10 protein-coding genes and 1 pseudogene are annotated in these 13039 nt (G+C 44.0%); 5 read left to right on the top strand and 6 right to left on the bottom strand.

Annotated features, from left to right (window positions below):
- A pseudogene (locus tag BW976_RS29225) lies at positions 1-316 on the top strand (hypothetical protein); the annotation flags it as partial.
- Positions 317-410: 94 nt separating this feature from the next.
- Here BW976_RS29225 and lnt read toward each other — a convergent pair.
- Together lnt and rsmI are read right to left on the bottom strand one after the other, a co-directional pair.
- A complete protein-coding gene (lnt, locus tag BW976_RS03980) occupies positions 411-2033 on the bottom strand; it encodes an apolipoprotein N-acyltransferase (RefSeq protein ID WP_076370698.1) in 1623 nt (540 codons plus the stop codon).
- Between the two features lie 125 nt (positions 2034-2158).
- Complete coding sequence (rsmI, locus tag BW976_RS03985) at positions 2159-2878, bottom strand: 16S rRNA (cytidine(1402)-2'-O)-methyltransferase (protein ID WP_076370700.1); 720 nt, start codon at positions 2876-2878, stop codon at positions 2159-2161.
- A gap of 182 nt (positions 2879-3060) precedes the next feature.
- Here rsmI and serS point away from each other — a divergent pair, with 182 nt between their 5' ends.
- Complete coding sequence (serS, locus tag BW976_RS03990; protein WP_076370702.1) at positions 3061-4332, top strand: serine--tRNA ligase; 1272 nt, start codon at positions 3061-3063, stop codon at positions 4330-4332.
- Between the two features lie 618 nt (positions 4333-4950).
- Here serS and BW976_RS04000 read toward each other — a convergent pair.
- On the bottom strand, positions 4951-5841 hold the full coding sequence (locus BW976_RS04000) for an AraC family transcriptional regulator (protein ID WP_076370706.1): 891 nt from the start codon (positions 5839-5841) through the stop codon (positions 4951-4953).
- Between the two features lie 201 nt (positions 5842-6042).
- Between BW976_RS04000 and ppsA the strand changes: the two genes are divergently transcribed.
- Both ppsA and BW976_RS04010 read left to right on the top strand, forming a co-directional pair.
- Positions 6043-8493, top strand: coding sequence for a phosphoenolpyruvate synthase (gene ppsA, locus BW976_RS04005; RefSeq protein ID WP_076370708.1), 2451 nt, complete (start codon positions 6043-6045; stop codon positions 8491-8493).
- Between the two features lie 143 nt (positions 8494-8636).
- The gene (locus BW976_RS04010; protein ID WP_076370710.1) at positions 8637-10292 is read left to right on the top strand and encodes a M28 family metallopeptidase; all 1656 of its coding nucleotides are present in this window, start codon (positions 8637-8639) and stop codon (positions 10290-10292) included.
- A gap of 221 nt (positions 10293-10513) precedes the next feature.
- Here the strand turns inward: BW976_RS04010 and BW976_RS04015 are convergent, their stop codons facing one another.
- Positions 10514-10876, bottom strand: a complete 363-nt coding sequence (locus BW976_RS04015) for a TM2 domain-containing protein (RefSeq protein WP_076370712.1) — start codon at positions 10874-10876, stop codon at positions 10514-10516.
- Between the two features lie 337 nt (positions 10877-11213).
- Between BW976_RS04015 and BW976_RS04020 the strand changes: the two genes are divergently transcribed.
- Positions 11214-12014 (top strand): FkbM family methyltransferase, encoded by an 801-nt coding sequence (locus BW976_RS04020; RefSeq protein WP_076370714.1) that lies wholly within the window; start codon positions 11214-11216, stop codon positions 12012-12014.
- 29 nt (positions 12015-12043) lie between these two features.
- Here BW976_RS04020 and BW976_RS04025 read toward each other — a convergent pair whose 3' ends face one another.
- Together BW976_RS04025 and BW976_RS04030 are read right to left on the bottom strand one after the other, a co-directional pair.
- Complete coding sequence (locus BW976_RS04025; RefSeq protein WP_245834633.1) at positions 12044-12373, bottom strand: DUF2752 domain-containing protein; 330 nt, start codon at positions 12371-12373, stop codon at positions 12044-12046.
- Positions 12366-12779 carry a DUF4199 domain-containing protein gene (locus tag BW976_RS04030; protein ID WP_076370716.1) on the bottom strand — a complete coding sequence of 138 codons (414 nt, stop codon included), beginning with the start codon at positions 12777-12779 and terminating at the stop codon, positions 12366-12368. The genes BW976_RS04025 and BW976_RS04030 overlap by 8 nt, the downstream gene beginning before the upstream one ends.
- Positions 12780-13039: the final 260 nt, after the last annotated feature.

The following is a 13039-nucleotide window of genomic DNA, read 5'->3' on the forward strand; positions in this document are numbered from 1 at the left end:
CAAGAAGAACAAAAGTAAAAGTAAGGGTAAACCTGCCGTCGGTCAGATCTTCAAACAAATGGCCCAGGGCTTGCTGAACAGCAAATACATTGGCTGGGGTGCGTTTGCCAGGCGGCTAAGGGGACGTAAAGGGCCGGCAGTCGCCATAAAGGCTACTGCAAGAAAACTTGCCGCTCAATATTGGCGCCTGATCGTCAAGGGAAACGAGTTCGTTGAAAGAGGTATGGAGGCCTATCAAACGATCCTTATCCAGCAGAAAAAGAAGCGCTTAGAAAAGTTAGCCCTCGAATTAGATATGAAACTTGTACCTGCTTAATTAAGTATGTCATGGGTAGGAACGAAGGATCTATTAGCCCACTTCCATGTTGGCGAATAGATGCGTCACTGCGTTCAGCATGACAAATAAAAAATCAAACAACCACCTTCTTCCTAAACCTCCCCTTCACCACAATAAACCCAATCAATAAAACCGCTATAAAACTGCCGGTTTTAGGCAGGTAATCGCCATGCTCTACATAAAAAGTAAGTTCGGAGTTGAGATTAATATCCTGTTTTATGGCAGCCTGTGTCCACCATTTCGTTTGCTGCACGATATCACCACGCTGATTAATGAAAGCCGAGATACCGGTATTAGCTGACCGTGCTACCCAGCGGCGGGTTTCAATGGCCCGCAGTTTGGCATAGTCCAGATGCTGGTCTTTCCCTGAGGTGTTTTCCCACCAGCCGTCGTTGGTAATAATAGCGATGAACTGAGCACCCTTACGTACCGAACGCGCCACATATTCGCCCCAGATAGATTCAAAACAGATCACCGGGTCGGCACCGATACCGCTTTGTGAGTAAAACACATCCGCATCTGCTTGAGGACCATAAGCGCCCGTGGCACCACCCAAGTGTTCAAATACCGGTTTCAGGAACGATAAAGTGTTGCCAAAAGGCAAGGATTCGGCACCTGGCACCAGTCGCGATTTATGGTAGATCTGTACATTACCGCTGTTTTCGATGCCTATAGCTGAGCTAAAATTATCCGCGAATACGCCTGGATGCTGTGTAGCGCTGGCTGTTGGGGTAGCTCGTGAATTATAAAACCGGTAGGTTTCGCCGCCGGTTATCAGCGTGCTGTTTTTGTATTTGCGTAAAAAATACTGGGCCTGTTTAAAGTAAATATTGTTGTTGATACCATCCTCGTTCATATATTCCGGAATGGCGGTTTCGGGCCATAAAAAAAACTCGGTATTGGGTTGGGCCACACTCCGCGACAGGTGGATCATAATATCGATCTGCAGGTTAGCCGGGATAGTCCCTTCCTTTTCATAAGGATCTATATTAGGCTGAACCGCCACCACGTTCGATGGGTTTTTTTGTTCGGTATAGTTATAGTAGGTAAATAACGAAAAGCTAAGCGGCAGTAAAATAGTCAGTACAAACGCGGTGATTAGTTTAAGGCGCAGTTTTTTTGCCTGTGCCTCACGCAAACCTATATAAATTAAAAAAGCCAGTATGTTTACCGCCCATACCCAAATGGTGCCGCCATAAACGCCGGTATACTCGTACCATTGTATCCACTGATGGCTCACCGCGAAGCCGTTGCCAAGCGTCATCCAGGGGAAATTCAGATCCCAGCTCTGGTGCAGATACTCATAGCCTATCCATAAACAAACCAGGCCCGCTAAACTCCAGTTTCGGCCGGTTACCAGTCGTAACCGGTAATACAACCAGCAAGCCAAAGCCATCAGCAACGGCCCCAGCGAATACGGTATCAACGAAATGGGAATAGCTACCAGGTTGCCCACTATTTTCAACGCGTTGTACACCCAGTAAACAGAGCCTACATTCCAGATAAAAAAGCCGATAAAGGCCAGGGTGAATATTTGCTTCCCCTTTTTAGCTGACGTAGATTGGATAATGTTTTCCATCGCCAGCAGCATGGGCACAAAACCAATAAACAGCAAAAAGGTAGTATAAGGCGTAGGCGGCCATGCTATCCACAAAAGTAATCCGGAAAGTATGGCTAAAGGAAGATTTTTTTTCATTAATAATGTATCTATTATGTCATTGCGAGACAGAAGCAAAGAGCCCCCTCTAAATCTCCCCCGGAAGGGGAGACTTTTGGGAATTATTTTTAAGACCCTCCCTTCCGGGGAGGGTTGGGTGGGGCTCATTCTTCTTCGTCTTTATATTTATTCTTCGATGTTTTGCTTTCGGCCCCGGCCACACAGATCACAAACTCCCCTTTTGCGGGATGTGTTTCATAATATAATTTTACCTCCGCTACGGTCCCCCTAACGGTTTCCTCAAACATTTTAGTGAGCTCACGCGATACGGATAACTGGCGGTCGGCACCAAAATAAGTCGCCATTTCATCCAGTGTTTTCAGTAAACGGTGCGGCGATTCATATAGTATTATGGTGCGCTCCTCTCCGGCCAAAAACTTGTACCGTGTTTGTCTGCCTTTTTTCAGCGGCAAAAACCCTTCAAAACAAAACTTATCCGTAGGGAAACCTGAGTTCACCAGCGCAGGCACAAAGGCCGTAGCTCCAGGCAGGCATTCCACCGCGATATCAAACTTCAGCGCCTCGCGCACCAGGTAAAAACCCGGATCGGATATGGCAGGCGTTCCCGCATCAGATATCAGGGCGATGTTTTTCCCTTCCAGCAAAAATTTCACAATCTCGTTGGATGATTGGTGCTCATTATGCTGGTGATGAGAAAACACTTTCTGATGGATGTCAAAATGTTTCAGCAACGGCGCCGATGTACGCGTATCCTCTGCCAGTATCAGGTCGGCCTCTTTCAAAACACGTATGGCCCTCAAGGTAATATCCTCCAGGTTGCCTATTGGGGTGGGTACTAAGTATAGTTTACCTTTTTCGTTCATGGTTATATTTTGTCCATAGACGATGGTCCATAGTCCATGGATTTTATTTGCATGCCTGATTTTTTAGACTATGATCAATGGACCATCGTCTATGGACATGGTCTATCAACCGGAACTTAAAAACTATCGACTATGGTCTATGGACTATCGACTTATTTATATCTTTGCCTAAAAATAAAATAATGCTGCAAGTTAGTTATATCCGCGATAACCGGGAACAGGTTTTAGAACGTTTGGCTGTAAAAAATTTTAAACAGGCCGAACTGGTTGATGAAATTATTCAGTTAGACGATAAACGCCGTCAAACTCAAACCAGTATGGATAACGTTTCGGCCGAGGCTAATTCAGCTGCCAAACAAATAGGCGACCTGATGCGCGCTGGTAAAAAAGCCGAAGCAGAAACCATCAAAGCCAAAACAGGCGCCTGGAAAGAGGACATCAAAAAACTGGGCGAGCAGCTGGCTTTTATTGAAGAAGAATTATACCAAAAGCTGGTTTTATTACCTAACCTGCCGCACAGCTCTGTACCCAAAGGTTTAACTCCCGAGGAGAACGAAGTGGTATTGGAAAACGGGACAAAACCAACATTGCCAGCCGACGCCCTGCCACATTGGGAGCTGGCTGCCAAATATAACCTGATTGATTTTGAACTGGGTGTTAAAATAACCGGAGCCGGTTTCCCCGTATATAAAAACAAGGGCGCTAAACTACAACGCGCCCTCATCAACTTTTTTATTGACGAAGCTGAAAAAGCAGGCTACAGCGAAGTAAGCGTACCGCTGATGGTGAACGAAGCATCTGGCTTTGGCACATCACAATTACCGGATAAAGAAGGACAGATGTATCATGTTGGTGTTGATAATTTATACCTGATACCAACAGCCGAAGTGCCAATCACCAATATGTACCGCGATGTGATACTAAAAGGTGAAGATCTTCCGGTAAAAAACTGTGGCCATACGCCATGTTTCCGCCGCGAGGCCGGTTCATACGGCGCGCATGTACGTGGCCTGAACCGTTTGCACCAGTTTGATAAAGTAGAAATTGTACAGGTAGTACAACCCGACCGCTCTTACGAGGTTTTGGAACAGATGAGCGCCCATGTGCAGGGTCTGCTCCAAAAATTAGGATTGCCTTACCGTGTGTTGCGCCTTTGCGGTGGCGATATGGGTTTTGCATCTGCCCTAACCTATGATATGGAAACCTGGAGCGCCGCCCAGCAACGCTGGCTGGAAGTATCATCCGTATCCAACTTTGAAACATTCCAGAGTAACCGTCTTAAACTGCGTTTCCGCAATACCGAAGGTAAAACCCAGCTGGCCCACACCCTCAACGGCAGTGCATTAGCGCTACCCCGCATTGTGGCCACCCTGTTGGAAAACAACCAAACCGAAAGAGGCATCAGAATACCGGAGGCATTAGTTCCGTATACGAAGTTTGAGTGGATTGATTAATTCCATCACTTCTTTATAATTTGTCATTCTGAGGAACGAAGAATCTACCTCCCAATCGGATTCTTCGTTCCTCTCCTTTTTTGCATCACATTCTTCTTTTGACTACATTTGGGTACAACTGAATATGCCACAACCCAAAAGCGCAAATACCATGATAAGCGTTGTTTTTGCAATGATTGGTATTCCTGTGTGTTTGCTTGCTGGCTATTTTGGCTTCTTTTCATTTATTTATTTAATAGGCGACTTAGATACCCTATTCAATCAAGGCCTGATTGACGACACATTATTAGGTTCTTCCTGTTTTACCCTCATTACAATACTGCTTTTCATCCTGGAAATCTGTTTTTTTAGATTAAGCGTCGGGAACATTGGCCTAAAAACAGAAAAAGGGTTCTGGACCTTTTCAACTGGTTTATTTTTTATCGTTTTCATATCATGCCTTTTTTTCGTGGTAAAAGATCACATATTTTATAGCTTCTCTTTCGCCTTATTGTTTCTTTTAGCTTTTTACACATTAGGCAGCTGGTATGCCTTATCGAATGTGAACCAAGTAATTAAACAATCAACAAACGCTATGATACCCTAAAGCCCTCCCTTTTGGAGAGGGTTGGGAGAGGTCTACAAATAACGCTGAAACTCCTTCCGCACAGCCAAGGGCTTTTTCCCGGTAATACTTTTAAAATGCCGGTTAAAATTGGAGAGATTAGAGAAACCCGATTCATAACTGATAATTACAATGCTGTAGTCTGTTTCTTTTAGCAGTTTGCAGGCATGGTTCACGCGCACTTCCAACAAAAAATCAAAATAACTTTTGTGCACCCGCGATTTAAAATACCGGCAAAAGGCATTGGGCACCATATAAATAACCGCCGCTATTTCCTTTAAGGTAATAACGCGGTGAAAATTATTAAGGGTGTACAGGTAAATTTTGGTGAGCCGGGTTTCGTCGCCCGCGTTAAATGTCTGCTGTTGTATCTGCGGATTTAAAGAGCGATATCCCCGTTCTCCGGCTATAGGTGCCAATAGCTGCATCAGTAAGGATATCCGTTCGCTGGCAGCAGCGTTAAGCAATTGGTTTAATAAAACAATTAAACGTATACGCAAACTACCTTGAAACGCAAGTACGTTCCCGGCCTGACGTATCACGTTGCGCAGGTATTCATTTTCGGGTAAACTGATAAACTGTGCGCCAAATATTTCAGGGTTAAAATGCAGCGTGAGCAATTGTAACGGCAGCTTTATCCGGCCCTGCTTTTGCAAAGGGTATTCAAAAGTATGGGTATCAAACCGAAATAAATGGGGAAGGTTTCCGCCCAACATCAGCAAATCGCCAGCGGCTACAGGTTCTATTTTATCACCCACCAGCAGCACCCCATGCCCTTCCATAATATATATGAGCTCAATTTCGGGATGATAGTGCAGTTCGTTATAAGAATGATAATGCGCGGTAAGCTCCAGACTAAACGACTGGTTAGCCGGGGTGCTGAGCTTTTTTAACCTTGCCTTCATTTTAAATTATTGATTTAGTGAATTAATGTTTGTAAAAGCCTTTGTTCCTATTCCAGGAATCTTTACTCTTTTATTAAAACTATATTATTATCACCAATATAAATTAAAACTATATAAAATTGGTTAATATAGTATTATTTATTGTATATAAGCTCCAGTTTCCGAACGTTTTATCCGATAGTTTTGTAGAAAAAAATGAAGATGAAAACAACAAACTATATTTTGCAGCTAAACGAGGCCGGTATCAATGATATTGACCGTGTGGGTGGCAAAAATGCCTCTTTGGGTGAAATGCTTCAAAATTTGAAGTTATTAGGCATCGACATTCCTTTTGGATTTATTGTTGTTGCCGATGCCTATTACAGTTTTATAAAATATAATAAGCTCGACGTGCTGATCAGCACCCTCATTGGTCAAACCGATGTGGATGACCTGGCGCAGCTTAAACGCTGCGGCGGCGCTATCCGCAGGCTCATCCGTGAGGGAGAATTCCCCGAAGAGATCAAAACGCAAGTTGCCGGCGCGTATGATGCTTTATGCGCCTATTATCAAAAAATGGATGTTGATGTGGCCGTACGCTCATCAGCCACAGCCGAGGATCTGCCCGATGCTTCATTTGCCGGGCAACAGGATACTTATTTGAACATTGCCGGTGCTACCGATTTGCTGGATGCCATCCGCAATTGCTTCGCATCGCTGTTTACCGATCGTGCCATCAGCTACCGCAAAAGTTTTGGGTATGATCATTTCCAGATAGGGCTTTCGGTATGTGTGCAAAAAATGGTACGTTCGGATATTGGCGCTTCCGGGGTGGCTTTCTCGCTCGATACCGAGAGTGGCTTTAAAGATGTGGTGGTGATAAACGGCGCATTTGGCCTGGGCGAAATGGTTGTTCAGGGAGCCGTAAAGCCTGACGAGTTTACCGTATTCAAACCCCTGCTGGGCAAACCTGGTCTGCGCCCTTTAATTGAAAAAAAATTAGGCACTAAGGATAGTAAGATGGTTTATGGCGAAGCTCATGAACCGCGTGTAAAAGTAGTGCCTACTACCGAAATCGAAAAAACGCGTTTTTGCCTTACCGATGATATGGCCTTGCAACTGGCCGCCTGGGTGGTTGCTATCGAAAACTATTACACCGCCCTTAAAGGCAAATGGTGCCCTATGGATGTGGAATGGGCCGTTGATGGCGAAACACAGCAGCTTTATATTGTACAGGCCCGGCCAGAAACCATCCACTCCCGCAAAGCACAGCAAACCCTGCAAATATTTACCATGGACGCGAAAGCTAAAAGCACGCAGTTGCTGTTGCAGGGTATTGCCGTTGGCGATAAAATCGCTTCCGGCCGAGTGCATTTGCTGGAGAACGCAGACACTGTTTCCCTGGCACAACTGAATTTTAAAGCCGGCGATGTATTGGTAACCGACATGACCGACCCTGATTGGGAACCCTTGATGAAAAAAGCGGCGGCTATTGTCACCAATAAAGGCGGGCGTACCTGTCACGCTGCTATTGTGGCCCGTGAATTGGGGGTGCCCGCCATTGTGGGCTGCGGCAACGCTACGGACTTATTGAGCACCGGTCAGCAGGTAACGGTATCCTGTGGCGAGGGCGAAAACGGCTACATTTATGCCGGAGAGATTCCTTTTAAAATACAGGAGTATGACCTGAGCACGTTGCCCTCCGTTGACACACCTATTATGATGAACGTGGCCTCGCCCGATATCGCTTTTAAACTGGCCGGTTATCCGCATTGCGGAGTGGGTTTGGCACGCGAGGAGTTTATCATCAGCAATTATATTAAAATACACCCGCAGGCCCTGTTGCAGCACCGGGAGTTGAAAGATGAAGCCCTGACCCTGCTGATTGAAGATACCATTAAAGGCTATGCCGATGAGCAAACCTATTTTATAGACAAGCTCTCCTTCGGCATTGGTAAAATAGCTTCAGCTTTTTATCCACACAAGGTGATTGTACGGTTCTCTGATTTTAAAACCAATGAGTATGCCAGCATGCCGGGCGGCAGTTACTTTGAACCATCAGAAGAAAACCCGATGATTGGCTGGCGGGGAGCTTCGCGCTATTACTCTGCGGCTTATAAGGAGGCTTTCGGTATGGAATGCCGCGCCATAAAAAAGGTACGCGAAACTATGGGGTTGAAAAATGTGGTGGTCATGATCCCTTTTTGCCGTACCATTAATGAATTGATGCGCGTTTATGAAACCATGAAGGAATACGGTCTGGTTCGCGGTGAAAACGGATTGGAAGTATACCTGATGGCCGAAGTTCCATCCAACGTGATACTGGCCGATCAGTTTGCCCGGTATATTGATGGTTTCTCCATTGGCTCGAACGATCTGACTCAGCTGGTGCTTGGGCTTGATCGCGACTCGGCCCTGGTAGCTGACATTTATAATGAACGCAACGAAGCCGTAAAAATGATGATCTCGCAATTGATCAAGGCTGCAAAAAAGGCACGCATTAAGGTAGGTATCTGCGGTCAAGGGCCATCGGATTATCCCGACTTTGCCCAGTTCCTGGTTGAAGAAGGTATCGACAGCATCTCCATAACCCCCGATTCGTTCCTGAAAACGGTTGAAGCGATCAAGAAAATAGAAGACCAGGCCAACTATCAGGTGAAGCAGACTGCCTGACAAATTTTATAGTATCGACAAATAACAAGAAAAGCGGCCATGAAAAAGTCGCTTTTCTTGTTTTCATAAAGTGTCCTCGCCCGCCCTCTTGCACCAAGCATTTCCTTTAAGTACATTTGGGATCAACATGTTAATTATCCCTAATGAAAAACAAATACCATTCCCTGCTGGCCATAAGCGGCATTGCCCTGCTTGCCGGATGCAGCCAAAACAATAACGGCAGCAAAGAAACCGATAAAGCCATAACTCCAGATGAGATCAAATCGCACATAGCGGTACTGGCCAATGACTCGCTCCTGGGCCGTAAGCCTTTTACCGCCGGCGAAACCAAGGCGATCGCCTACATCTCGTCTGAGTTTAAAAAAGCTGGATTGGAGCCCGGCAATAACGGCAGTTATTTACAGGATGTACCCATGGTAGAGATCACCAGCCATCCATCAGAAACCATGGAGATCAGCGGTGGTAAATCGCCTATAAGTCTCCATAAACTAACGGATTTTGTAACCTTTAGTCGCCGGGAAGTTGATTCGGTACAGCTTAAAAATTCTCCGCTTATTTTTGCAGGATACGGCATTGTGGCTCCCGAATATCACTGGAATGATTATGCAGGTCTTGACGTAAAAGGCAAAACAGTAGTAGTCCTGGTAAACGATCCTGGCTTTAAAAGCGGTGACCCCACCCTATTTAAAGGCGATACCATGACTTATTATGGCCGTTGGACCTACAAATTTGAAGAGGCTGCTCGTCAAGGCGCTGCCGGTGTTATCATTGTGCACCAAACCGAGCCTGCCAGTTATGGCTGGGAGGTAGTATCCAACAGTAACTCAGGGGCCAAGCTCTACCTTACTCAAAAAGACAAGCATATGTCGCGCTGTAAAGTGGAAGGCTGGATCACGGAAGATGTTGCCAAAAAACTCTTTGCCGATGCGGGCATTACCGGCGATCTGCGCGCTATTGCCCGCAGCAAAAGCTTCAAGGCTGTTCCGCTTAACCGGTCGGTTTCTTTAACCATTAATAACAAGCTTAAATATTCTACATCACATAATGTTATTGGTACCATTAAAGGCAGCACATCCCCCGGCGAATACATTTTGTATACCGCCCATTGGGATCACCTGGGCATTGGCAAGCCCGATGCCAAAGGCGATAGCATTTATAACGGCGCGGTGGATAATGCCAGTGGTGTAGCTGCTATTATCGGCGTAGCCAAAGCATTTCAACAGGCTAAAGAAAAACCAAAACGCTCCATTGTATTTTTAGCGGTAACCGCCGAAGAGCAGGGCTTACTGGGTTCTGAGTATTATGCCACCCACCCTATTTATCCACTTAATAAAACCATTGCTGATCTGAACATGGATGCCCTGGGCAGCTATGGCGAAACCAAAGACATTGCCATCACCGGAAAAGGACAAAACGATCTGGAAGATTATGTGGCCGATATAGCCAAACAAGATGGCCTCACTACCGTGGGCGATCGTCACCCAGGTGCGGGCAGCTATTACCGGTCGGACCATTTTAACTTTGCCAAGCTGGGCGTTCCGGCGCTGGACATCAACAATGGCAGCATCAGCAAAACACAGGGTGCAACCTACGGCGAAGAAAAGCAAAAGGAATACAACGATCAACGCTATCATCAACCGGCAGATAATTATAGTGCGGATATGGACGCCACCGGTATGGCCCAGATAGCTGATATTCTTTACCGCATAGGCACCAAACTCAGTAACGAAACCACCTTCCCCGGCTGGAAACCACATTCGGAATTTAAAGCTGTAAGGGATAAGTCATTAGGAAAATAATAGCATTTAAAAACCCATGTCATTGCGAGCCAAGCGTGGCAATCTCGTAGCGTTTATATCGCGAATAGTATGTGCTCCCGACGAGATTGCTTCGTCGTTCCTCCCCGCAATGACATGATTTTTATAAGAGGGAGCTCCCCAAACTAAAAAATCCACCCCGTAACAGAAGGTGGATTTTTCTTGATATATATACTTGAAACTATCAGCCCTAAAAGGTCTGTTTAGTTGCTCATTTTAGCGATGTTGAAGCTTTCGAAGGCCATTTCTTTATTATAATCGTTGGCGATATTTTTGTAGTTGATCAGGTCCACAATGGTTCCGATAAAGCAAAAACCGGCAGTAAAAAAGTAAACCAGGCCCATGCCTATCTGATCGGTCATGAAGCGTTGCACGCCTGATACACCTACAAAACCTAGTAAAGTAGCCAGCATAATATCCTGTGGGTTTCTTCTTTTACCTCCGTAAATGTTTATAAAATACCGCTGCTGATTTTCTGTTAATGCGGCTGTAGCCTGTTGTAAAACAGTAAATTCTTCGGTTGTCATGCCGTCGAACATCATATATGCGTTTGGGTAAGAGTTCATCTTCGTAGCGTTTAAGGTTATCGTTTGTTTAATGATATAAAGATATTACGATAAGCAAAACGAGCCTATGAAAAACTGGTTAGCAGCGGAAACAAGTCGGTAAGCGGGATGGTTTTGGCGGTAAAAACCCATATATGCAGAGAAGATGCTTACAATTGCACGAATAGTGTTCGTGCCATGGCTTTTAAGATACTTATCAGGCTTATTTGTAAAATGTCTTTTTAAATCAATCGATGAATTAAAAAACATTGAAGTGTTTAAGCAACATATGTTTTAGAAAGCATAAATATTATACATAGTTTTAAATCTATCTTTACCTGTATTTAAAATACCATTTATGGCTATAAACGACGCCCTATTAATTTTTTTTATAAAGAATAAATTGCGAGGCAAAGACAGACTATTCACTTTATTAGCCAAATTAGGATTTAGAAGGTTTATACTATTGAATGTGAAGTATGACATTCAATTACAATTAAACCCTAACGAGTATATTGATAACTTAATCATTAAGGAGGGTTTTTACGAATCAGAAATTACTGAAGAAATATTTAAGCATTTACAATCAGATGGTATCTTTTGGGACATTGGCGCTAATATTGGGATCCATAGTATAGCGGTTAAAAAGAACTTTCCAAACTGCAAGGTTTATAGCTTTGAGCCAAACCCCAGTACATTAAGCTTGCTTTATGACAATATAAAACTTAACCACTTAGATATTCAAATATGTGGTTTTGCGCTTTTTGATAAAATAGGTTCAATGACACTACATATAACAGATGGTAATTCAGGAATGACAACACTAACGCCCTGGCACGAAATCAAGTTCAATCAAGCTACCAAATGTTTAACAACAACCGGCGACACACTTGTATCAGAAAGCTTTGATGCTCCTACTGTTATAAAACTTGATACAGAAGGATCGGAATTACACGTTTTAAAAGGATGTAAAGAAATACTGAAAAACCCGGCCCTGAAGGCCATAATATTTGAAGCAGGCAGCGATTTGCTGGAAAACTTAGACAATGACGAAACCGCTTTGCTTTTAAATGAATTTGCCTTTAAAAAGATAAAGCGATTAACCCGTAATGAAAATACACATCATGGTTTATCTAATTTTGTAGCATTAAAAGATTAGATATGCTTGTTTTATATCAGTGGGCAAGTTTACCTGGCAGGAGCCGAGCGGTTATCTTTATCTTTAAACCGACACCCGAAACCCAGTCTGTCTCTACCTAAAACATAGATCCGGTGAAAAATAACGATCACTGCAGGAATGCCCAGCCAATGAGCGTGAAAGGAATTGCGGATGTCGCCGTGGAACAAATAAATGATGGAATGCCCCAGTCCGCAGCCGGGACACCACTTAAATCCCATGAGTTTTAATGGACACAGCGTAAAATGCGATTCGGCGCCTGGCGTACTAAAAGCCAGGGACAGCATAGCCGTTATCCAGAAAACCAGTTCAAAATATTTTGAAAAGAGCCTTTTAATCAACCTTGTTCGCTTTGTTATGGAACAGCAAAGATACAGCAAACGCCAGTAACACGCCTACCAGCAAAGCGCCGAATATACGGCCAGACGATGCCTCCATTACATTGCTCATGGATACATGTGCGTAGCTAAAATATAATATGGTGGCAAAAACGGTTACAATACCACCCGCAATTAATATTTTAAAACTTTGTATCAGGGCTTCTAAAAAACCCATTTGACCTTTACAGTCGTTTTTACGATAACTGTAAATCCCTATAAATAATCCCAGGGCAGGGATCAGGAATGAAAAGTACTCCAGTGTGGCCACTTTTTCGTCGGTTGGTGAAATACCAGAACCGTGCATCACAAACATCCATACTCCACTTAATACGCCAATGACAATACCCCAAATAATTGCATTCTTCATGGTTATAAAATTAGGTTAAAACAATAGGTAGGCTATAATGATAAGTTTATTCAATTTACCATTAAAAAGTAATAATTCATAGAGATTGTTTCATTTTGGAGTAAAGATTTTTGGAATAAAGAGCAAGGACTATGAGATGATTGGATCATTGGACCTTAGGGCTATTGAACCGTAATTCCAAAAAACTTATAATTCCAAAGGCATATGCTCCAAAAGTCTCATAGTCCTAAAATCCAATAGTCTCCAAAAGTCCTATCATC

Origin of the sequence: Mucilaginibacter lappiensis (assembly GCF_900155965.1) — a bacterium.
GTDB classification, from domain to species: Bacteria; Bacteroidota; Bacteroidia; order Sphingobacteriales; family Sphingobacteriaceae; genus Mucilaginibacter; species Mucilaginibacter lappiensis.